The sequence below is a fragment of the Arthrobacter terrae genome, assembly GCF_015708085.1.
Taxonomy (GTDB): Bacteria; Actinomycetota; Actinomycetes; order Actinomycetales; family Micrococcaceae; genus Arthrobacter_M; species Arthrobacter_M terrae.
Map to the genome: position 1 here is coordinate 72,010 of NZ_JADNYM010000010.1, position 20,529 is coordinate 92,538.

Annotated in this window: 20 protein-coding genes and 1 tRNA gene; 8 read left to right on the top strand and 13 right to left on the bottom strand. The window is 62.4% G+C overall.

Features of this window, described 5'->3' with window-relative positions:
- The first annotated feature begins 10 nt into the window (after window positions 1–10).
- Window positions 11–244 (top strand): DUF5703 family protein, encoded by a 234-nt coding sequence (locus tag IV500_RS09325; protein ID WP_196396532.1) that lies wholly within the window; start codon window positions 11–13, stop codon window positions 242–244.
- Here IV500_RS09325 and IV500_RS09330 read toward each other — a convergent pair.
- Together IV500_RS09330 and IV500_RS09335 are read right to left on the bottom strand one after the other, a co-directional pair.
- Window positions 241–1,395 (bottom strand): acyl-CoA dehydrogenase family protein, encoded by a 1,155-nt coding sequence (locus IV500_RS09330; protein ID WP_196396533.1) that lies wholly within the window; start codon window positions 1,393–1,395, stop codon window positions 241–243. The two genes, IV500_RS09325 and IV500_RS09330, sit on opposite strands and share 4 nt — an antisense overlap.
- A gap of 13 nt (window positions 1,396–1,408) precedes the next feature.
- A complete protein-coding gene (locus tag IV500_RS09335; RefSeq protein ID WP_196396534.1) occupies window positions 1,409–2,713 on the bottom strand; it encodes a M20/M25/M40 family metallo-hydrolase in 1,305 nt (434 codons plus the stop codon).
- A 200-nt stretch (window positions 2,714–2,913) separates the two neighbouring features.
- Between IV500_RS09335 and IV500_RS09340 the strand changes: the two genes are divergently transcribed.
- Window positions 2,914–2,996 (top strand) — tRNA-Leu (locus IV500_RS09340).
- A 138-nt stretch (window positions 2,997–3,134) separates the two neighbouring features.
- Here the strand turns inward: IV500_RS09340 and IV500_RS09345 are convergent.
- Window positions 3,135–3,773 (bottom strand): TIGR03085 family metal-binding protein, encoded by a 639-nt coding sequence (locus tag IV500_RS09345; protein WP_196396535.1) that lies wholly within the window; start codon window positions 3,771–3,773, stop codon window positions 3,135–3,137.
- A gap of 385 nt (window positions 3,774–4,158) precedes the next feature.
- Between IV500_RS09345 and IV500_RS09350 the strand changes: the two genes are divergently transcribed.
- The 4 genes from IV500_RS09350 (at window position 4,159) to IV500_RS09365 (ending at window position 6,743) form a co-directional block, all read left to right on the top strand.
- The gene (locus IV500_RS09350) at window positions 4,159–5,190 is read left to right on the top strand and encodes an aldo/keto reductase (RefSeq protein ID WP_196396536.1); all 1,032 of its coding nucleotides are present in this window, start codon (window positions 4,159–4,161) and stop codon (window positions 5,188–5,190) included.
- A gap of 195 nt (window positions 5,191–5,385) precedes the next feature.
- Window positions 5,386–5,844 carry a hypothetical protein gene (locus IV500_RS09355; protein WP_196396537.1) on the top strand — a complete coding sequence of 153 codons (459 nt, stop codon included), beginning with the start codon at window positions 5,386–5,388 and terminating at the stop codon, window positions 5,842–5,844.
- A gap of 216 nt (window positions 5,845–6,060) precedes the next feature.
- Window positions 6,061–6,264 (top strand): cold-shock protein, encoded by a 204-nt coding sequence (locus IV500_RS09360; RefSeq protein WP_196396538.1) that lies wholly within the window; start codon window positions 6,061–6,063, stop codon window positions 6,262–6,264.
- Between the two features lie 275 nt (window positions 6,265–6,539).
- The gene (locus IV500_RS09365; RefSeq protein WP_196396538.1) at window positions 6,540–6,743 is read left to right on the top strand and encodes a cold-shock protein; all 204 of its coding nucleotides are present in this window, start codon (window positions 6,540–6,542) and stop codon (window positions 6,741–6,743) included.
- A gap of 80 nt (window positions 6,744–6,823) precedes the next feature.
- On the opposite strand, the gene IV500_RS09370 is transcribed toward IV500_RS09365, so the two are convergent.
- The 10 genes from IV500_RS09370 to IV500_RS09415 all read right to left on the bottom strand — a co-directional run bounded on the left by IV500_RS09370 (window position 6,824) and on the right by IV500_RS09415 (window position 17,568).
- Entirely contained in the window at window positions 6,824–7,657 is an 834-nt protein-coding gene (locus tag IV500_RS09370) for a family 1 encapsulin nanocompartment shell protein (RefSeq protein WP_230854741.1), read from the bottom strand.
- Window positions 7,654–8,259, bottom strand: coding sequence for a ferritin family protein (locus IV500_RS09375; RefSeq protein WP_230854742.1), 606 nt, complete (start codon window positions 8,257–8,259; stop codon window positions 7,654–7,656). The genes IV500_RS09370 and IV500_RS09375 overlap by 4 nt, the downstream gene beginning before the upstream one ends.
- A 146-nt stretch (window positions 8,260–8,405) precedes the next feature.
- A complete protein-coding gene (locus IV500_RS09380) occupies window positions 8,406–10,511 on the bottom strand; it encodes an MDR family MFS transporter (RefSeq protein ID WP_376770198.1) in 2,106 nt (701 codons plus the stop codon).
- A complete protein-coding gene (locus IV500_RS09385; RefSeq protein WP_196396539.1) occupies window positions 10,511–11,023 on the bottom strand; it encodes a MarR family winged helix-turn-helix transcriptional regulator in 513 nt (170 codons plus the stop codon). The genes IV500_RS09380 and IV500_RS09385 overlap by 1 nt, the downstream gene beginning before the upstream one ends.
- A 191-nt stretch (window positions 11,024–11,214) precedes the next feature.
- Window positions 11,215–11,556 (bottom strand): hypothetical protein, encoded by a 342-nt coding sequence (locus IV500_RS09390; RefSeq protein WP_196396540.1) that lies wholly within the window; start codon window positions 11,554–11,556, stop codon window positions 11,215–11,217.
- A 180-nt stretch (window positions 11,557–11,736) separates the two neighbouring features.
- Window positions 11,737–12,588, bottom strand: coding sequence for a universal stress protein (locus IV500_RS09395; RefSeq protein ID WP_196396541.1), 852 nt, complete (start codon window positions 12,586–12,588; stop codon window positions 11,737–11,739).
- 9 nt (window positions 12,589–12,597) lie between these two features.
- Window positions 12,598–13,866: a kynureninase gene (locus IV500_RS09400; protein ID WP_196396542.1), complete on the bottom strand. Its 1,269-nt coding sequence runs from the start codon at window positions 13,864–13,866 to the stop codon at window positions 12,598–12,600.
- Between the two features lie 21 nt (window positions 13,867–13,887).
- Window positions 13,888–14,826: a MaoC family dehydratase gene (locus IV500_RS09405; protein ID WP_196396543.1), complete on the bottom strand. Its 939-nt coding sequence runs from the start codon at window positions 14,824–14,826 to the stop codon at window positions 13,888–13,890.
- Entirely contained in the window at window positions 14,823–16,214 is a 1,392-nt protein-coding gene (locus IV500_RS09410) for a 3-oxoacyl-ACP reductase (protein WP_196396616.1), read from the bottom strand. Before IV500_RS09410 ends, IV500_RS09405 begins: the two co-directional genes overlap by 4 nt.
- A 16-nt stretch (window positions 16,215–16,230) precedes the next feature.
- Window positions 16,231–17,568, bottom strand: coding sequence for an acetyl-CoA C-acetyltransferase (locus IV500_RS09415; protein WP_196396544.1), 1,338 nt, complete (start codon window positions 17,566–17,568; stop codon window positions 16,231–16,233).
- Between the two features lie 68 nt (window positions 17,569–17,636).
- Here IV500_RS09415 and IV500_RS09420 point away from each other — a divergent pair, with 68 nt between their 5' ends.
- Window positions 17,637–18,395 (top strand): TetR/AcrR family transcriptional regulator, encoded by a 759-nt coding sequence (locus IV500_RS09420; RefSeq protein WP_312875881.1) that lies wholly within the window; start codon window positions 17,637–17,639, stop codon window positions 18,393–18,395.
- Complete coding sequence (locus IV500_RS09425) at window positions 18,388–20,457, top strand: acyl-CoA dehydrogenase family protein (RefSeq protein ID WP_196396546.1); 2,070 nt, start codon at window positions 18,388–18,390, stop codon at window positions 20,455–20,457. Before IV500_RS09420 ends, IV500_RS09425 begins: the two co-directional genes overlap by 8 nt.
- Window positions 20,458–20,529: the final 72 nt, after the last annotated feature.

Consider the following 20,529-nt stretch of genomic DNA (forward strand, 5'->3'; position numbering starts at 1 on the left):
ATGGAGTGCTATGAGGGAACAATTCAGGGCCGGCTCGCTCAGCAGGGAACGCGACTACCTCCGTCAGTATGAGTACCTTGTACTGACGGTGGCTCCTTCGGAGCCCTTGCCCGTCGCGCGTCAGCGGTTGAGCGAGCACGCTGAGTACGGCAAGTGGGAGTTGGAACGCAGCTGCATCTACATTGGCGGTGGTCGTCAGTTCTGGCTTCGGCGGAAGATTATGCGCGTGGAACGGACCGTTTAGCCCTCCAGCGGGCCAAGCCAGGCGTTGGCCACGGTGCTGTGCGCGGATTCGTCGTCGGAGGGATGAAACATCCCGGCCAGCACATCACGGTATAAGCGGCCCAGCTCATTGCCGGCAAAGTACGTTCCGCCGCCGGACACCCGAATGGCGAGGTCCACCACCTCGCGGGCGGTCTCCGTTGCGCGGACCTTCAGTCCCACCAGCTGCGGGAACCATTGATTTCCGAGCTCGGCCTGGTCATCGACGTTGCGCGCTGTCGCTTCGAGCTGAGGGTAGAGCCCGTCCATAGCGATGGCGGCGGCCGCAATCTTCCAGCGGATATCCGGATCCTGGGAATACGCTCTGCCGCCGTTCTTCTGCGATTTCCTTCGGTGCGCTGCCGCTACCCCCAGCTGCAGGGCCCGTTCCCCGATGCCGGTATATACGGCCGCCAGCAGGGTCTCAAAGCAGGCGAAGATGGCAAAGATCAGTGGGTCGGAGCTGGGCCCGACCGGCAGCTTCCGGAAGACCCTGTCTGCGCTGGCAACCACACCGGAAAGGACAGTGGTATTGGACTGGCTGGCACGCATCCCCAGGGTGTCCCAGTCGTTTCCGATGCTGTAACCGGGGGCGTCGCGGGTGATAAACGCGTGCACCAGCGCCGGCTCGGCGCCCGTACTGTCCTTACCGAAGATGCCAAGCCTGGTCCACGCCGGGCTTAAACTGGTGAAAATCTTCGTGCCGGTAAAGCCGTAGGAACCATCTGCCCTCGGTTCGGCCACGGTGCTCGAATCGAAAAGGACGGAATCATTGCCCGCCTCCGAATTCCCGAAGGCAAACACTTCCCCTGCCACGGCCTCCTGCAGCACGTAGTGCAGCGAGTCATCGCCACGCTCGGTCAAAAGACGGGCGACGCCGGTCCACACCAAATGCATATTGACCGCCAGGGCTGTGGCAGGGGCAGCCGTAGCCAGCCGCCGCTGCGCAGCGGCTACCTGCCGCAGACCAAAGCCCATGCCGCCGTCGTCCTCCGCAGCAAAAAGGCGCAGATACCCGGCGCCTTTGAGCTCCTGCAGGTCCTCGTGGAAGAACTCATTGCGTTCATCGTAGCCAGCGGCGCGGCTGCGGAATCTGCTGAGCAGTTCATCCGGCAGCAGCTGTTCAAGTCTCATCTTTCGTCCCGTCCTAATAGTTGCTCAACAAGCGGTCCAGCACGCGGGTTCCAAATTTCAGCGAATCAGTGGGCACGCGTTCGTCGACGCCATGGAACATGCCGGTGAAATCCAGTTCCGCCGGCAACCGCAGCGGTGCAAAACCGTAGCCGGTGATCCCCAGCCGGCTCAGTGACTTATTGTCCGTGCCGCCGGAGAGCGTGTACGGCAGCACCTTCCCGCCGGGATCTTCCGCGTGCAGAGCATCAACCATATGGTCCACCAGATTGCCGGCAAAGGGAACTTCCAGCGAGACGTCCTTGTGGTCGTAGCTGATCTCGATGCCTTCTCCGGCAAGTTCCTTAATGATTTCCAGGACATGTTCCGCTTGGCCCGGCAAGGTCCGAACGTCAATGAGCGCCTCCGCGCTGCCGGGAATCACATTGTGCTTGTAGCCACCTTTGAGGAGGGTGGGGTTGGCTGTATTCTGCAGCGTCGCCCCGACAAAGCGGGCCACCGTTCCCAACTCACGCAGCAGGTTTTCCGGGTTCTTCTCGTCCAGCTCGACGCCGGTCAGTTCGGAAACGCCCTCCAAAAACTGCCGGGTGGTATCGGTAAGTTCCACCGGCCATTCGTAGTCGCCGATCCGGGTCACCGCGCGTGCCAGGCGTGTGACGGCATTGTCGGTATTGATCTGGGACCCGTGCCCGGCGCGTCCATGCGCCGTCAACCGGAGCCAGGAAAGGCCCTTTTCCGCCGTCTGCAGCAGGTACGCCCGCTGTCCCCCAATCTCGGTGGAAAATCCACCAACCTCGGAAATGGCCTCGGTGGCTCCCTCGAAGAGTTCGGGCATGTTATCCACCGCCCAGGACGCACCGTAGTTTCCGCCTGCCTCCTCATCGGCGAAGAAGGCAAAGATGAGATCCCGTTTGGGCTTGCGGCCCTCCCTGGACATACCCCGAAGCACGGAGAGGATCATGGCGTCCATGTCCTTCATATCGACCGCACCGCGGCCCCAGATCATCCCGTCCTTTTCCTCGCCGCCAAAGGGATCTACGGTCCAGTCTTCCTTCAGGGCCGGTACGACATCCAGGTGCCCATGTACTACCAGCGCGCCGGCGCTGGGGTCCTCCCCTGCCATGCGCGCCACAACGCTGGTTCGCCCCGGTGCAGACTCAAAGACCGTGGTTTCCAGGCCTGCTTCCGCAATCAGCGCCGCCGTGTATTCCGCGGCCTTGCGTTCTCCCGGGCCCTGGTTGTCGCCATAATTCGTGGTGTCGATACGGATGAGTTCCTGGCAGATTCCAACTACTTCATCTTCGGGCCGAGCGACGTTCACGGCGGGCTCCTTGCATTACGGGGACTTGTCCCAACAGCCTACAACTGCGCCCCGGCCAGTCCGATTCACCAGGTTTCCGGGAGGCTTTCCGATTTCGCCCGATTCAAGGTTCCCGGCCAAGTCGTGCTATCGTTTTTCTCGCTGCATTTGTGAGTTTCGAGACCGGTTCGATTACGGTCTGGGCACCGCAGACTTCACCTGCGCGGGTGGCGGAATGGCAGACGCGCTAGCTTGAGGTGCTAGTCCTGGAAACGGGGTGAGGGTTCAAGTCCCTTTCCGCGCACAGAAACAAGACCCGGAGAATCCAATGATTCTCCGGGTCTTTCTGCATCCACGTTTTGTCCGGATGCACTTCGCGGTTGGCCCGGCACGTTACCGCTCACTACGGTCTCCCTCGGCGCTGCGGGTTAGCAAGTGGTGCTCAGCCGGCCGCCCAGGCCTCGAACTGCTCCAAAGATTCCGGCGTGCCGGTGACTTTCACGTTCGCCACGGAACGGCGTCCGAGCGCATGCAGAGCCAATTCGGCGGGTTCTCCCGTGATGAGGACGGCTCCCGGGCCACTGTGCACCCGGCGTCCACGTCCATCAGGCAAGGCCAGCTCCACTCCCACCGGGCTCCGCCGGTAACCCATGCCGGCCATGATCTTCACGCGCTGCCAGATCGCGTCCTGTTCGGGGGCCGGCAGGTCCCGCGGCGCGGCAGGACCCGGGCCGACGCGTCGGATGTCCTCGTGATGGACCACGTACTCAACCAAGGAAATCGTGTCCCCCAGCCAGGAAAACGGAGACAAGCGGGACGGTCCGTCCCAGAAGCGTTGGATCAGGGCAGCGTAGCCGTCGGTGCTTTGGGCCGAGCTAACCAGCTGTCCCATATTCCGCTCCTGCCCCGGTGCGGGATGCCGCAGCAAATCTCCCGCTGCCTGGAAGGGAGCCTGTTCCCGCAGGACAAGATGGGCCAGCAAATGCCGGACCGTCCAGCCGGCGCAGAGGGTTGGCGCACCCGGATCCGCTGCCCGAAGCGTTGCCACCAGAGTGCTCTTCTCAATGCCGGCCCATGCCATCTTTGCTCCCTAGCTGTTCGTTCGAATGGTTCCTCGAAATGCGGGTGCCCTGTCGCCGTCGTCGGCCGCTGATCTAAGCAGTCGCCGCCGTCGGCAGCTGGTTTAAGCAGTCGCCGTCGTCGGCCGCTGGTTTAAGCGCGGACCTCGGCCAGCAAACCGCCCAATTCCCGGACACGCAATATTGCTTCAGCATAGCCTCGTCCTGCTGTGTGGCCGGCGAATGCAGTACCGGCCCGGATTGGTGGCGAAGAGAATAAACCTCCTGTGCGCCGCGTTACACCCGGTATGCCGCAGCGCGGGCTTCCAGTCAGCTGCCGCAGCGGTGTCCCGTCGACCAACTGAGAGCAGCGGAGCATCTTCGATGTTTCGCGGTTAAAGGAGAACCATGCAGTATCGCAATCTGGGCAACAGCGGCACAGCCGTTTCGGAGTACGCATTGGGCACCATGACCTTCGGCGCGGAAGCCACGGAAGAAACTTCCCAGCAGATCCTGGACGACTACGTAGCCGCCGGCGGTAATTTTATCGACACGGCCGACGTTTACACCGCGGGCGCATCGGAGGAAATCATCGGGCGCTGGCTTGCGAAGCGTCCTGCGGCGAAGGACCAGGTGGTTCTCGCCAGTAAGGGCCGGTTCCCGATGGGACACGGACCCAATGATGTGGGAACATCAGGCCGGCACCTTCGGCGTGCGCTGGACGATTCACTGCGCCGGCTTGGGGTCGAGCAGATCGATCTGTATCAAATGCATGCCTGGGATCCGCACACTCCCATCGAGGAGACCCTGCGGTTTCTGGACAATGCAGTCAGCAGCGGGAAGATCGGTTACTACGGGTTCTCCAATTTCCTGGGATGGCAGTTGACCAAGGCCGTCCATGTTGCCGGCGGACACCATTGGGCTCCCCCTGTCACACTCCAGCCGCAATATAGCCTGCTGGTGCGTGAGATTGAATCCGAAATAGTTCCGGCCGCGCTTGATGCAGCTATTGGGCTGCTCCCGTGGTCGCCACTGGCGGGAGGATGGCTGTCCGGAAAGTACCGGCGGGATCAGGCGCCCACCGGCGCCACCCGGCTGGGGGAAAATCCTGAACGCGGGATGGAAGCCTGGAAGCAGCGCAATGCGGATGAGCACACCTGGCGGGTTATTGGAGCCGTTACGGAAGTAGCCCGGGCCCACGACGCCAGCGCGTCTCAGGTTGCCTTGTCGTGGCTGGCCGCCCGGCCCGCTGTCACTTCGGTAATCCTGGGAGCGCGCACCACCGAACAACTTGCCGACAACCTTAGTGCGGCGAAACTTCAACTGACAGCCGAGGAGACGGACAAGCTCACGCAGATCAGCGAGCCGAGCGTCGGAATATACCCTTATGGCCGGCCGGCTCAGGAACAGCGAAGCCGGAAGATCGACGGCGGCCGCTGACTTTAGCCATTGGGCTTCCGGCTGCCGGGGTTACTGCTGCTCCGGGATGGGGATTTGAAGCTTCCAGCGGCGACACTCCCGGCCGCGGCTCCTCCACAGAACGATTATGCCCGCCTCATGTCCCCATCCGGCGTCGGTGGTGCCTATCTACGCCCACGCGGACGGAAGATGGAGCATGAACTCAGGATATGCACCATGAGCAAGCGCCACAGGACTAAGCCCCGCCCCAAAGCAACTCCGGCTGCCGAACGCTCAGCGCCGGCGCCGGTATTCACCACATCGCCGGTCGCCACGACCGAGCGTGGCGGCAGGCCGGCGGCACTGGATCCCACCCACATCCGCTATCTGATCGGCGCCGTTGTAGACGGCGTTCTCGATGATCACCTCGCCACCTTCTCCGTAGCGATCGCGCAACGCCATCAGCAGCTCGTGCGCATCGAGTCCAATCGGGCGGCCGCCCGGATCAAACTCGGTGACCGGGTCAGGGTCAACCACTCGATCCGGCCGCTCTATCTGCGCGGCGCAACCGGGACGGTCGTCAATTGGGTCGGGCAACGCGCCGTTGTGCAGCTCGACCGTCCCGCCGGTCGCTTCAACACAGGCGAAATCCGTTGCCCGCCGCTTGGCCTTGACCACCTGCAGCGACTTCAATAGTCACCGGCTGGGAATTCCACGGCCCCGGGCAGCATCCGCAGGTAGCTATGGGGGGCGAAATTATGTATGCTTAGAGCAGTTGTAGTGTTGCGCATTTTGAAGTTCAAGCGGCGAAACCCAAAAGGGCTAGCCGCTTTTCTGTAAAAGCGGAAATGGACACCGCGGCTAAGGCACTCCGGCAGTCGGAGAGTCTGTCTTACAGAAAGATATACAAAAATGGCTACAGGTACCGTCAAGTGGTTTAACTCCGAAAAGGGCTTTGGTTTCATCGCTCCCGAAGACGGCAGCGCCGATGTTTTCGCCCACTACTCGGCGATCAACTCCGGTGGCTACCGCTCTCTCGAAGAGAACCAGGTTGTCACCTTTGAGACCGAGCAGGGCCCCAAGGGACCTCAGGCAGTCAACATCCAGGTCGGCTAATTCTCTGATCTAGGTCCTCAGGACCGGGCAGGTGGGGTGGGAGGAAACTCCCGCCCCACTCGTCTTTAAGGCGCCGGGCCTGATGCAGCGCAAGTGATTTGAAACGGCGGAGCATCCCGATGTATACTATTCGTAGTTGTAGTGTTGCGCATTTGAATTTCAAGCAGCGAAACCCAAACGGGCAAGCTGCTTTTTCTGTAAAAGCGGCAAAATGAACACCGCAGCTGGGATTTTCCGGCAGTCGGAGGATCCGTCTTACAGAAAGATATACAAAAATGGCTACAGGTACCGTCAAATGGTTTAACTCCGAAAAGGGCTTTGGTTTCATCGCTCCCGAAGACGGCAGCGCCGATGTTTTCGCCCACTACTCGGCGATCAACTCCGGTGGCTACCGCTCCCTCGAAGAGAACCAGGTTGTCACCTTTGAGACCGAGCAGGGCCCCAAGGGACCTCAGGCAGTCAACATCCAGGTCGGCTAATTCTCTGACCTAGGTCCTCGGACCATAGAAGTGCGGCGGGAGGAAACTCCCGCCGCACTTGGCTTTAACCAACCTGTTTACTATCTGTTGAGGGGAATAGCTTCACTGCTGGTCAGGTGGATCGCGGCTTCGGCAGTGGCGACCCGAAAACTAAACGACTGCTCCAGGTACAGGTGGACATCTTCTGCGTCGTGGTGGCTGTAGCCGATGGACAGGTCCTGACCCGATTCGAAGAGGAAGTCCCCACCGCGCAGACTCATCACCACCGCGCCCTTGACGCCGGGGGCCCAAACGATCGGCCCATCCAGAATCTTACGCAGGTGGTCCGACAGCAGATAGCCGCCGCGTTCGGCGGCCTCAATCACCGCCGTGTAGTGCCCCGGGCCCAGGGCAAGCCCGAAGGGACCGCTGATGCCGCTTTTCAGCAGTACCGACACTGCCTTTGCAACGCGTTTGGGATAGTCGCCGAAGTCCTCGACGCGGGGAACGGGGGGATGTGGCGTTGCACCGGTGATCCCCGTGATGCCCGCGTCCTCCCAGCCGTGAAATACGGCCACGTTCTCCGCACTGGCAATTCGTAAGGCCGCCTCGTCAAGGCTCTGCAGGTCCATATCGGCTGCACCGCGGTCATTGTCCAACAGCTCATTGCGGGACACGGTGAAAGCCGCCCGTACCTCGGTCAGCGGCAATACCTCCCGCCGGGCGGCAACAATGCCCGTTGCCGGCGAGTCAGCGATTGCACTGACCCGACCCAGGTTCGTCGCCGAGTACTTCCAACCCAGCGGGCCGCTGAAATCGATTAGTTTTCGCGCGCCCAAGGCCACGCTTAGCCTGTCGCGGGCCTCTTCGTCCAAGGCCTGCCAGCCGGCGTCGGAAATTGGTGCGTGTTCACGTAGCAGATGGTTCATAGTCATGATGCGGACCCTTTCCGCGTTGATCCCGTAAGCGTTGATCCCCTAAGACTGCCGATGCCAAGTGAGGAATCGGCCTCAGCGGCCGGAGAGCCGGCAGTCGGCGAGGTCCCGGAGTCCACAGCAGCTTCCGATGCCTCACCGTTTTCAACGATGTCGCCACCTTGGAACAGGATGCCCCGGGCAGTCTCCCGCCACTCGGGCTTGGCCCTGAACAAGTACTCCAGTTCCATACTGAAATGCTTGAATTCTTCGCCAAGCGAATTGTTCATTATGGCCCGGGATGCCGGGTCCGGCTCCACGGATATCCGTTGCTCATACCAGCCTATGGCCTCTGCTTCTTCGGTGAGATTGGCACACATCCGGGCAAAGGTCCGGGTCTGGGCGGACAGTTCTTCAGGTGGTTCATGATACTGGTCAAAGCCCAAGGGAAGCTCCTCATCTACAGTGGAATGTTTGACGAACTGTGCTTTCCTTGCCAGCGTATACACGACGGCTGTGAAATGGCCAGCAGCTGCCGGCAGGCACCGAAAAGCGCCAACGGCGCCGCTGCGATGAGCGGCCAGGGACCGCCATGCGGACGGCGGCAGGGGTTCGCTGCTCATGATCCAACACCGGATACCCGGCCGGAGTGCGAAACGAACGGCACGGCCCCCCAGGAGTTTGTTCCTGCGGGGCCGCGCCGTTCGGGTTGGCAGGCGGGCAGCTGTCCTGCCCGCCTGCGTTTCAGCACCCGTTCTTTGCTGCCCGGTCAGCGGCCGCTCTGAACCTTGTCCGGGCCCCTAAGAGCAACCTGCTGCTCTGCCAGGTACTGGGCTGCAGCTTTTTGCAGCTCCCGCTCCTGGGCCAGCCGCTCCGCAAGCTCGGCCAGCCTCTGCGCGGTGGCGTGCTGCATGGCGGCGGTGCTGCGCTGCTGCGCAGCGTGTTCGCCAACCGTGGTGAGGGCTGAGCTGAGCTGCAGCTGCTGCTCAGCGAGGAGCCTTTGAGTCAGCTGGATCTGTGCTGCCAAGTCCAGCTGAGCCTGCGCTTCCGCCAGCTGAGTAACCGCCGACGGCGAAGCCACCGCATGTTTTTGCAGTTGAGCTGCGTCGTTGTATGCGGGGAGCGACGGATGCCGCATCGCCGGGCCTGCATTTTGGCTAAGTACGTCGGCAAATTCACGGTCAAGGTCCGTTTCTGCGCCGGTTTGCCGCTCGGGCAGCGGTGCGGTGCCGTTGCTGAGAGTGCGCGTATCTGCAATAGTCGCGGCAGCGGCGGCCCCGGACTTCTCGGTGGGGCCGCCGACGGGGACAATGTCCACCGTGCGGCGCAGCGGAACCTCTTTGATCAAAAGCACCGCAATCAGGGCTATCACCGACATAGCAGCCGCGATGGCAAAGATCATAGCCGTCCCATCGCCGTAGGCTGCACGCACAATCTGCGCTATTGGTGCCGGCAGGTCTTTCACATCCAATGAGACACCCGTGCCCCCGGCGCCGCCCTGCACGCCGATGTTTTTTAGCCCGTTCTTCACCAGATCGGTAACCCGTGCCCCCAGGACTGCGCCGAGTACGGATACGCCGGCGGCGCCTCCGACGGTGCGGAAGAAGGCAACGGAACCGCTTGCCGCCCCGATGTCCTTCACGGCTACGGTATTCTGCACGGCCAGAACCAGATTCTGCATCATCATGCCCAGCCCCAGTCCGAAGATGAAGGTGTAGGTGCCAACCAGAAACAGGTCGGTGGAATGGTCAATGGTTCCGGCAAAGCCCAGGCCCACAATCAGCAACGTAGCGCCACCGACGAGATACGCCTTCCACTTACCGAACCTGCTGACCAGCTGACCTGCACCAACCGAACCGATCAGGTTCCCGGCGATCATCGGCATGGTCAATAGACCTGCCTCGGTGGGTGTAGCCCCACGGGATACCTGGTAATACTGTCCGAGATAACTGGACGAAGCGAACATGGCGACGCCGACGGCGACGGAGGCAATAATTGCCAGGGCCGGTGTGCGCTGCGCGATGATCTTCAGCGGGATAATCGGTTGGGTTGCCTTGGATTCCACCAGGACCAGCAGGGCAAGCATAACGACGCTGCCACCAACCATCAGCGCACTCTGCCAGGAGACCCAGTCGTAGTAATCAGCCTGTCCGGCAAAGGACACCCAGATCAGCAGCAGACTGACGCCCGCAGTAAGCAGGATGGATCCGGCATAGTCAATCTTGACCTTGCGCTTGATGTGGACAAGCTTCAAAGTCTTCTGCAGCAGGATCAAAGCAATGATGGCCAGCGGGACGCAAACGTAGAAAGTCCAGCGCCAGCCGAGTGGGCTGTCAACGATGAAACCACCCAGCAGCGGGCCCCCTGCCGTGGCAACCGCCATGACGGCGCCCATGTATCCGGAGTACCGGCCACGCTCACGCGGCGGGATGATGGTGCCGATGATGGACTGCGCAAGGGCGGTCAGTCCACCCATGGCAACGCCTTGGATTACGCGGGCGGTCAGCAGGACCGGAATGGTTTCGGAAAGACCCGCCAGCACCGAGCCGGCAACAAAGATGACGATGGAAAGCTGGACCAGCAGCTTCTTATCAAAGAGGTCCGACAGCTTGCCCCAAATAGGCGTCGTCGCGGCATTGGCCAACAGCGATGCGGTAATAACCCAGGCAAAATCGGTCTGCGAGCCGTGGAGTTCGGACATGATGGTCGGAAGCGCGTTGGCAACAATAGTACTGCTCAGGATGGCTGTAAACAGTGCTGCCAGCAGCCCGGTCAGCGCCTCGAGAATCTGCCGATGATTCATCGGCGTGCTTTCCTGCTCCGCGTTCGGCTTTGGTAGCGGTACCGCCGGTGCGGTCGTGGCATGACTTGCCATTAATTTACTCCTGCAAGCGTTTGGGACTGGTTGTCCTGAATGGGTCCGTATTTTTGCGTCCGCGGTTGGGGCATGACGGCGTCACGAAGCGTCTGCGTGAGATGCTGCACGGTGTGCGCGGTGTTGGCGGCTTCCTCTTCGCTCCAGCCCGCAAGCATTTGCTGCACAGTGCCGGCACGACGGCGTTGAATCTGCGCCAGATATTTCCGCCCCGGCTCGGAGGCCGAGAGTAAGTGTGCCCTTCCATCCGCGGGATCGGGCTTACGGAAAATAAAGTTGTGTTCTTCCAGCTCTGCGACCTGCCGGCTCAACGCCGAGGCGCCGACACCGAGCCGGGCTGCGACATCCGAGGCCCGCAACGGCTCTCCCCCGGCAACAATGCGTAAGACTCCTTCAAGTGCGACGCCCAGATCTGCCGCCTGGACAGACGCCGTGGTGGTGCAGCGCAACGTCCGCTGTAAATCGAAAATACAGTACACCAACTCGGCGGCGGTGTGTTGAGCGACAGCCATGTTGTCCTCCGATGATTAGTTGCCTGCAACAACTATAACCAAGCCAGTTGGTTAGGGCAACTAAGTACAGCGTGTTTTTCGTCGCAACGGTGATTCCCGGCGACTCCGGTGATTTTGATGGACCCAGCAGACCCGCTACCCGGCAGACCCGTTTACCCGGGCTGCCGTCCCCGCCCCTCGTTTTCCTGCGGTCAGTACTCCGCCGGGGGCGTCTGCTCCGCCTGCTGCACTGGTGGGTGCTGTGGCGCCTGGGCCGTCTGGGGCGTCTGGGTCGTCTGTGATGCATGGACTGGCTGGGGTGTCTGGGGTGTCTGGGGTGTCTGGGGCGTCCAAGTTAGTGTGATATCCACCATTTCGCCCGCCTCGGCTATATGCAGCAGCAGGTCTTGGCCGAAAAACTGCTCATGAATATTTTCCGCCCCCTCAGCACTAACCTGGGCAGCAAGACTCTTCATTGACTGCGCCATTGCCCTGCCCCAATCCTGCGCCTGCCGACTCGAGGCCTGCGTCGTGGCCGTGTAAGTCTTAGACATACCTGCACCGTCCTTTCCGGATCCAACTCCGATAGCGATAATGACGCAAGCGCATCAGTGCCGTTCCGGGGCCGGGGTGGCTGCGGTTCTGCACCGCTTTCCTCTCCATCCTGACGCACTTAGCCCGTCGGCGGTAGTGCCGGGCGTTCTTCATGGAAGTTACGTGCCGGTCTCCCGTGGTCACTCCACCGATTGCTCGGTCATTCTGACAACAACCGTTGGGCATTGGATCTGCTGCAGCACTTCATACCCAACCGTGCCGATCTGCACTCTTTTGACGGCGTCCCGACCCCTGCTGCCGACCACCAGCAACCGTGAATTCCGGGCTGCGTGGACCAGCTCAGCGGAGGTGCTGCGGGGCACCTGCACGTTCGGGGCCGGACTTTGCAGACGCACGACCAGGTCCGGGTGGTCCTGCCGGATCGTAGTTGCAGTATCGGTGAGCAGGTCTTGTCCTTGCCGGCCAGTTGTTGCGCCGGCGTATACGGCGAGCAGGTCCTGCCCTAGCCGGGCCGCCTCGGCTGCGGCGAAGGTGATGGCCGCGGCGGATTCGATTGACCCATCAACACCGACGACAACGCCGGAGCGTCCGCGCAGGGAGACGACCGGAATCACGGCGACCGGAGAGCGGCTCAGCGTAGCTATCTGCAGGCTGACCACGCCCGCGTCCTCACCGTGAGTGGACCCGGCGCGGTCGGTGCCGATGACAACCAGATCCGCACCCGGTGAAAGGGCACTGAGGACGTCAGCCGCCTCGCCCCGGTGCAGCGCCGTGTTTACCGTTACGGAGGGCGCCAGGTTTTTGGCCCGCGCGGCTTCGCTCCTTAGCAGCCCACGGGATGCCTCCATCATCTCCGCAGCCTGAGCGCGGTCGCGGGTCGCCCAGTCTTCCGGAACACAATGGACCAAAGTAACCTCATGCCCGAGGGCCTGGGCGCGGCGCAGCGCCCAAAGAGCCGCAGCGCCACTGGCGGCGGAGCCATCTACGCCGACCAGCAGTAACCCTGCCCCGGGGTGCTGTGCCCCCAACACCTGCCCCACCTATCCAGCCAGTTCTTCGCGGATGGCATCCACACCACGCCAGAGTTCGGCAAAGCTGGTGGACAAAGGAGATAGACCGAGCCGGATGCCGCTCGGGTTCCGGAAATCGGGGATGACGCCCTTTTCCCACAGCGCAGGCATGATGGTTTGAAACGTTGGGTGTTCGACCGTGATGTGGCTTCCGCGTCGTTGTGCGTCGCGCGGGCTTGCCAGCGAGGCACCCAGCGGTGCCAGGACGTCGTCGAACAAACGCAGTGCAAAAGTGGTCAGGGAGATGGATTTTGCCCGAATGGATGCAATGCCGACCTTGTCGATCAGGGCGATCATGTCCTGCATGGCCAGCATCCCCACCACCGGCGGGGTGCCGCTGGTGAAGGCGCGGATGCCGGCGGCCGCCTCATAACGCTCCCCCATACCGAACGGATCCGCACTGCCCAACCACCCCTGTATGGGTTGACGCAGCACGGCTTGATGGTCCTGGCGTACATAGCCGAACGCAGGTGCACCCGGACCGCCATTGAGGTATTTGTAGCTGCAGCCAACGGCCAGGTCCACGCCCCACATATCGAGTTCGGTGGGAACAACACCCACCGAATGGCAGAGGTCCCAAAGAATCAGTGCTCCCGCTTCGTGCGCCTGGGCGGTGAGCAGGTGCATGTCCGCCAGATAGCCGGACCGGTAGGCCACGTGGCTGAGCACCACCAAAGCAGTCTGCTCGCTGAGCACCGCGCCGAGGTCCTGCGCCCTCACGCCGCCATCATGGGCCGGACGGATCCACCGCAACGTCATCCCACACTCGCTGGCAATACCTTCCAGGACGAAGCGGTCCGTGGGGAAGTTGTCCGTATCCAGGACCACTTCCCTGCGTCCTGGGCGTGCGGCAACAGCGGCCCGGCACAGCTTGTAGAGCAGAACCGTGGTGGAGTCCCCTATTGTCACCTGACCCGGTCCGGCACCAAGTGCCGCCCGTCCCAGTTCGTCACCGATTTTACCTGGCAGCGCGAGCCAGCCCTCGTCCCAGCCCCGAATCAGCCGGCCGGCCCATTGGTTCTGCAAAAAACTTCCGATTCTTGCGGCGCTGGCCTTCAGCGGCCGGCCAAGCGAATTCCCGTCCAAATACGAAACGATGGCGGCGTCATCGCTGCCGAGGAAACCTGCGCGATACCCACGGAGATCATCGCGCAGATCAAATTCTTGGGCGGCGTCGAAGGTTGGCCGCGCGGCTTCGAAGGTCGGCGCGGGGGCCGCGCCGTTGGTACTCTCAGTCATGTGCTCCAGCATACTGGCCGCTCAGAGCGCTGCCACGCTCCCGCAGAAGTGCCTGCGGCCCGAGTGCGCATTCCAGCCCACGTACTCCGAACGCTGCCAGACGCCGTCGTCGTTGCGTGTGTCCGCTATATGTACCGCCACCGATGCGGGCAGGAAGACCGGCGCCTCGAAGGTGATCTCCCAAGAAAAAGCGTCCGGTTCAGGCGAGCCAACATCGGACAAAACCCGCCCGGCAAGGTACATGCCGTGCGCCAAGGACCGTCGCATGCCCAGTACCTTCGCGGACACGACGCTGAGATGGATTGGATTGAAGTCGCCGGAGACAGCAGCATAAGCCCTGCCGGCGTCCACCCCGAGCCGCCACAGAGCCGTTGGATCCGGCGGGTTGAACGGCCTGTGCGCAGCATCCGACCCCGACCCGGAAGCGGCAGGCTTGTCCACGCCGGGCAGGAAGACACCCTTCGCCAAATACGTTGAGACGCCCCGCCAAAGCAGCTCCGTCGAACCTTCCGCACGCACCTCAACGACGAGTTCAACCTGCGTGCCGGTACGGTGACCGCTGAGCTTGCGCGCCCAAGACCTAATCGCCACCGGCTGCGTGTACAGGATGGGTGCAAAATGCCGCACGCGGTTTTGCAAGTGGATCATCCCCAGCAACGGCAACGGAAAATCCTCGCTGACCATTACGCTCATGGCCACGGGAAAGGCCATCGCATGAATGAAGCCGGACGGCATGACGTCGCGCGCAGGCTTGCCGAGCAAATGCTGGTACTCCGTCATTTTCGCGAGATCTGCAACCACGCCGCGTACTTCATTGCAGCATGGGGGAAGCGTGGTGTGGGAAGTGCCGCCCAGAACCCGTGATTTTGCCGCGGTAGCCGCCGCGTTCATATACAGTTTTGCCAGCGAGGGCATCCCTGTCAGGATATGCACCGGGTCACCCGCTGCCGGGCCGCTCATTGCCCCACCAGGCTCTGACCGCAAACTCTGAGCACACTGCCGTTAATTCCGCCCGATGAGCCCGCGGCCAGGAAGGCTATGGTTTCTGCCACGTCTTCGGGCCGGCCGCCCTGCTGCAGGCTGTTAAGCCGTCGTGCCACTTCCCGGGTGGCAAATGGGATTTTGCCAGTCATATCGGTTTCAATGAAGCCGGGCGCAACAGCATTAATGGAGCCACCGAAGGGTTCCATTAAACGCGCCGTTGCCGACACCATGCCAATGACCCCCGCCTTGGACGCGGCATAGTTGGTCTGCCCGCGGTTGCCGGCAATGCCGCTGGTGGAAGCGACGGAGATGATCCGGGGATGATCATGGAACAACTCCGAAGCCAGGAATTTCCGGTTCATGCTCAGCTGGGCAATTATGTTTACGGCGAGCACGGAATCCCATCGCGCCGCATCCATATTGGCGAGGAGCTTGTCCCGTGTGATGCCCGCGTTGTGCACCACAATATCCAGCCGCCCATACCTCTGCTTTGCATGAGCCAGGATGCGCTCTCCGGCATCTTCGGCAGTGATGTCCAGCTGTAAGGCCGTGCCACGAATGTCATTGGCGACGGCAGCCAGCGGCTCGCCGGCTGCCGGAACGTCCACGACCACGACGTCCGCGCCGTCGCGGTGCAATACCCGGGCGATGGCTTCACCTATCCCGCGGGCAGCGCCGGTGACGACGGCGACCCTGCCTGCCAGCGGCAGGTCCCAGTCCTGCGGCAGTTCACCGCTACCGGTGGCAACGGTCAGGAACTGACCGTCCACGAAGGCCGAACGGCCGGAAAGGAAGAACCGCAAAGCTCCCAGGGCGCTGACGGATGTGGTGTCCGCGCCGTCGCCGAGAATTATCCCGTTCGCTGTCGCCCCGTGCCGCAGTTCCTTGGCAATGGAACGCAGGATGCCGCCCACGGCATTCCGGCCGGCAGCGCCGGCGGGGTCCAGGTCCGCGGACGCCGGTCGTGAAATGGTCACAACGCGGCCGTTCGCGGACAGGTCCCGCAACGATGCTCCGACCGAGCGGACCGGCCCGGAAAGCCCGCTCGGGTCAGCGAGCTCGTCAAGCACCACAATGATGGCGCCGAGCTTGGTCTTTGGTGCCGCATGGCGCCGAACATCCAGGTCCCAGTCCAGCAATCGGGCGGCCAGCGCGTCGGCACCGGCCGAACTACCCTCGACCAGGACTGGTCCCGTGATCAGCGCTGCACCGGGCTCGTAACGACGGAGAACGGCCGGCTGCGGCAGTCCAAGCCGGGAGGCCAGCTCCCTGCCGAGCCCGGCACTGACAAACCTTGTGTACTTGTCGCTTTGCCGATTGGGCCTTCCGGGCTCGGCGGAACGCGTACCGGCTGGGGACCGCATGTTCTTCACCATTGCCCTACCTCGATTCCAGGATGGCCGCAACACCTTGGCCACCCGCCGCGCAAACGGAGATTAGGCCACGGGCCGGACGTCCATTTACCGTGCCCTTATGATGCAGCAACTTAGCGAGCGAGGCAACCAACCGGCCTCCGGTTGCAGCAAACGGATGGCCGGTCGCCAGCGAGGAACCATTGACATTGAGCCTGCTTCGGTCCACCGAACCGAAAGCGCCCTCGAGCCCCAGGCGGCTGCGTCCGAACTCCACGTCCTCCCACGCCGCGAGCGTGCTCAAAACGGTGCCGGCAAATGCCTCGTGGATTTCAATGTAGTCGAAGTCGGCCAGCGACAAGGAATTGCGCGCGAGCAGCCGGGGCACCGCGAAGACCGGAGCCATCAGCAGCCCATCCGCACCGTGCACAAAATCGACCGCTGCCGCCTCGCCGTCCACGACGTTCGCGAGCATCGGCAGATCGTGCGCCGTGGCCCATTCCTCGGAGGCGAGCAGTACGGTTGAAGCGCCGTCGGTCAGTGGAGTTGAATTGCCGGCCGTCATGGTGGCCTCGCCGCCGAGGTTTAGGCCGAATACGGGCTTGAGCTTTGCGAGCCTGGCCAATGACGAATCTGCCCGCAGGTTCGAATCCCGCGTCAGTGCGCGGTATGGGGTCAGCAGATCGTCGAAGAATCCCTGGTCGTAAGCGGCAGCAAGGTTTTTGTGGCTGGCCAGCGCGAGTTCATCTTGGCTCTGCCGGCTGATCTTCCACGCGGCCGTGGTCAGTGCCTGGTGCTCCCCCATGGACAGGCCCGTACGCGGCTCTGCGGTGGAGGGAGCGTCCGGGGCAAGATCTTTCGGACGGATACGGGCCAGTATGCTGAGCCTTTGGCCCAGCGTTCTGGCCCTGCTCAGGTCCAGGAGGATCGAACGGAGCCCCTCGCTGACGGCAATCGGGGCATCGGATGCGGAGTCCACTCCGCCGGCGATCCCTGATTCAATCTGGCCAAGCTTGATCTTATTGGCCAGCCCCAGAACGGTCTCCAGCCCGGTTGCACAGGCCTGCTGCAGGTCGTAGGCGGGCGTTTCCGGTGATAGCGCGGACCCTAGGACTGCTTCGCGAGTGAGGTTGAAATCGCGCGAATGTTTCAGCACGGCTCCCGCCGCGACCTCTCCGATTCTCTCATCCTGCAGTCCGAAGCGGGCAATGAGTCCGTCCAGGGCCGCTGTGAGCATGTCCTGGTTGGAGGATTTGGCGTACGCACCACCGGAGCGCGCGAACGGTATGCGATTACCACCCACGATGACGGCCCGGCGCACCTGCGCGGATGTAGCTGGCGAACTGGTGGCGTCGGTATCGGTCATGCTGAATCTCCCTGGCTGTTCCGCAATTACTGATACCAAGCGTACCTGATACGCTCGGTATCGTGAACATATCGCAGCCGGTCCACGGATCAGACGGGACCGCCCACGGCATATCGGCTGGCCCCGCCGTGGATGGCCGCAGTGCGCGGTGGGACGCCCATCGGGATGAGCGGCGCCGGTCCCTGATCAAGGAATCCCGGCGTGCTATCCACCTGCTCGGAGCCGACGCCTCTATGGAGGACATTGCCGCAGCCGCGGGGACCAGCAAATCCGTGTTTTACCGCTATTTCGGTGATAAGGCAGGTCTGCAGGAGGCCGTGGGCGAGGTGGTGATCGCGCAGATGCAGCAGAAGATCCTCGATGCTGCGAAAACCGCGGCCTCCCCGTGGCAGGGACTGTCGAATATGGTCTCCGCCTACTTGGAAATGGCGGAAACATCCCCGAATGTCTACGCATTTGCTACCCAGGTCCCGGCCGGCGAATCCGGTCAGGGCCGCTCAGCTGTGCAGGCCGACGGGGCACTGGGCACTTTCTTCGACAAAATCACTGCCATGATCGCCGAGCCCATGCGTGCCCATTTTTCCCAGACGGGCTCCGCAGCCCCGCTGTACTGGCCCGCGGCGGCCATCGGCCTGGTCCGCACCGCAGGCGAGCTCTGGCTCACCACTCCCGCGTCATCTCAAAAGCCCGATCACGGCGCCATGGCCGAACAGTTGACGTCGTGGCTCTTTTTGGGAATTGCTCCCGAGATCGAACAGCAAAGTACTCGTCACGCCCTTCAAGAACCTTCACCCCGCACAACAAGCGTTAAGGAACATCATGACTGACCTAATCACCGGAAGTTCACAGGCTAAGGCCGCTGATTCTGCCGTAGACGTTGCTGCCCTGGGCGAACTGCTGTTGGGCAAATGGGCCCAAACGCGCCGCCAGGCCCGCGCGCTTGCTGCCCTGCCGGAAGTCCACAAGATCGAGGGACTGACCCACACCGAGCATCGTCAGCGGGCCTTTGAGCAACTGAAGTTTCTGGTCCAGAACAAAGCGGTGCACCGGGCGTTTCCAACGCGGATGGGTGGATCGGACGACCATGGAGGCAACGTTGCGGGGTTCCAGGAACTGGTCACCGCGGACCCGTCGCTGCAGATCAAGGCGGGCGTACAGTGGGGCCTCTTTGGTTCCGCGGTGCTGCATCTGGGGAACGAGGAACACCAGAACAAATGGCTCCCCGGAATCATGAACCTGGACATTCCCGGCTGCTTTGCGATGACCGAAATCGGTCACGGCTCCGACGTCGCCTCCATCGCCACCACGGCAACCTTTGATCCGGCGACAGATGAGTTTGTCATCAACACACCCTTCCGTGCCGCCTGGAAGGAGTACATCGGCAATGCGGCCGTAGACGGTCTCGCCGCCGTCGTCTTTGCGCAACTCATCACCAAGAGCGTCAACCACGGCGTGCATGCATTTTACGTCGAGCTCAGGGACCCCGAGACCAAAGAGTTTCTCGCGGGAGTTGGCGGTCAGGACGACGGTATCAAGGGCGGCCTGAACGGGATTGATAATGGCCAGCTGCACTTCAGCGGGCTTCGCATACCGCGGACAAACCTGCTGAACCGCTACGGCGATGTGGCCGCCGACGGCAGCTACAGCTCACCGATTGCCAGCCCCGGCCGGCGCTTCTTCACTATGCTTGGGACCCTTGTCCAGGGCCGCGTTTCGCTGGATGGAGCTGCGGTTGCGGCCAGTAAGGTGGCGCTGAAAATTGCGGTGCAGTACGCCACCGAACGCCGCCAGTTCAACGCTGCCTCGGACACCGAAGAGGAAGTCCTGCTGGACTACCAGCGCCATCAGCGCCGCCTGCTGCCGCGCCTGGCCACGACCTACGCTGCCAGCTTCGCCCATGAACAGTTGCTGGAAAAATTTGACGGCGTCTTTTCCGGCACCAATGACACGGATGCGGACCGGCAGGATTTGGAGACGCTGGCGGCCGCCTTGAAATCCATGTCGACGTGGCATGCGCTGGATACCCTGCAGGAGTGCCGGGAGGCATGCGGCGGCGCCGGCTTCATGATCGAGAACCGGTTCGCCTCGCTGCGGGCGGATCTGGATATTTACACCACCTTTGAAGGTGACAACACGGTGCTGCTCCAGCTGGTGGCCAAGCGCCTGCTGTCGGACTACGCGCGGGAATTCCGCAACGTAGACTTCGGCGTTCTGGCCCGCTACGCCTTCAGCCAGGCAGCAGACCTGACGCTGAATAAAACCGGGCTGCGCCAGGTGGCGCAATTTGTGGCGGACAGCGGCTCGGTGCAGAAATCGGTGCTCGCGCTGCGTGACGAAGACGGCCAACGCGCCTTACTGACCGAACGGGTCCAGACCATGGTTGCCGAGGTTGCGGGTGCGCTCAAGGATGCTGCGAAACTTCCGCAGCCCAGCGCCGCAGGCGTTTTCAACCGCCATCAGAATGAGCTGATCGAGGCGGCACGAGCACACGCGGAATTACTGCAGTGGGAAGCCTTCACCGAGGGCCTTAGCCGCGTCGAGGACGCGGGCACAAAAGAAGTCCTGACGTGGCTCCGTGACCTGTTTGGGCTTAGCCTGATTGAAAAGCACCTCTCGTGGTACCTGATGAACGGCCGGATTTCCATGCAGCGCGCCCGCACAGTCGGCGGTTACATCAACCGGCTACTGGCCAAGCTCCGGCCGCACGCGCTGGATCTGGTGGACGCCTTCGGCTATGGCCCGGAGCATCTGCGGGCCCCTATTGCGACCGGGATTGAGAAGTCCCGCCAGGACGAGGCGGCTGACTACTTCCGCCACCAGCGCGCCAGCGGGACAGCCCCGATGGATGAAAAGGTCCTCCTGCTCAAGCAGAAGGCCGCTGCGAAGTAGACATCGGGGGTGCGCCATCTTGGGGTACTTGCCGCTCCGTACCCCAAGGTGGCGCAGGTCCGATCGCCGCCG

What these genes read in the sequence shown, in the direction of transcription:
- IV500_RS09325 (WP_196396532.1), top strand. Translation starts at nt 11, where the DNA reads ATGAGGGAACAATTCAGGGCCGGCTCGCTCAGCAGGGAACGCGACTAC.
- IV500_RS09330 (WP_196396533.1), bottom strand. Translation starts at nt 1,395, where the DNA reads ATGAGACTTGAACAGCTGCTGCCGGATGAACTGCTCAGCAGATTCCGC.
- IV500_RS09345 (WP_196396535.1), bottom strand. Translation starts at nt 3,773, where the DNA reads ATGGCATGGGCCGGCATTGAGAAGAGCACTCTGGTGGCAACGCTTCGG.
- IV500_RS09350 (WP_196396536.1), top strand. Translation starts at nt 4,159, where the DNA reads ATGCAGTATCGCAATCTGGGCAACAGCGGCACAGCCGTTTCGGAGTAC.
- IV500_RS09355 (WP_196396537.1), top strand. Translation starts at nt 5,386, where the DNA reads ATGAGCAAGCGCCACAGGACTAAGCCCCGCCCCAAAGCAACTCCGGCT.
- IV500_RS09360 (WP_196396538.1), top strand. Translation starts at nt 6,061, where the DNA reads ATGGCTACAGGTACCGTCAAGTGGTTTAACTCCGAAAAGGGCTTTGGT.
- IV500_RS09365 (WP_196396538.1), top strand. Translation starts at nt 6,540, where the DNA reads ATGGCTACAGGTACCGTCAAATGGTTTAACTCCGAAAAGGGCTTTGGT.
- IV500_RS09370 (WP_230854741.1), bottom strand. Translation starts at nt 7,657, where the DNA reads ATGACTATGAACCATCTGCTACGTGAACACGCACCAATTTCCGACGCC.
- IV500_RS09375 (WP_230854742.1), bottom strand. Translation starts at nt 8,259, where the DNA reads ATGAGCAGCGAACCCCTGCCGCCGTCCGCATGGCGGTCCCTGGCCGCT.
- IV500_RS09380 (WP_376770198.1), bottom strand. Translation starts at nt 10,511, where the DNA reads ATGGCAAGTCATGCCACGACCGCACCGGCGGTACCGCTACCAAAGCCG.
- IV500_RS09385 (WP_196396539.1), bottom strand. Translation starts at nt 11,023, where the DNA reads ATGGCTGTCGCTCAACACACCGCCGCCGAGTTGGTGTACTGTATTTTC.
- IV500_RS09390 (WP_196396540.1), bottom strand. Translation starts at nt 11,556, where the DNA reads ATGTCTAAGACTTACACGGCCACGACGCAGGCCTCGAGTCGGCAGGCG.
- IV500_RS09400 (WP_196396542.1), bottom strand. Translation starts at nt 13,866, where the DNA reads ATGACTGAGAGTACCAACGGCGCGGCCCCCGCGCCGACCTTCGAAGCC.
- IV500_RS09405 (WP_196396543.1), bottom strand. Translation starts at nt 14,826, where the DNA reads ATGAGCGGCCCGGCAGCGGGTGACCCGGTGCATATCCTGACAGGGATG.
- IV500_RS09410 (WP_196396616.1), bottom strand. Translation starts at nt 16,214, where the DNA reads ATGCGGTCCCCAGCCGGTACGCGTTCCGCCGAGCCCGGAAGGCCCAAT.
- IV500_RS09415 (WP_196396544.1), bottom strand. Translation starts at nt 17,568, where the DNA reads ATGACCGATACCGACGCCACCAGTTCGCCAGCTACATCCGCGCAGGTG.
- IV500_RS09425 (WP_196396546.1), top strand. Translation starts at nt 18,388, where the DNA reads ATGACTGACCTAATCACCGGAAGTTCACAGGCTAAGGCCGCTGATTCT.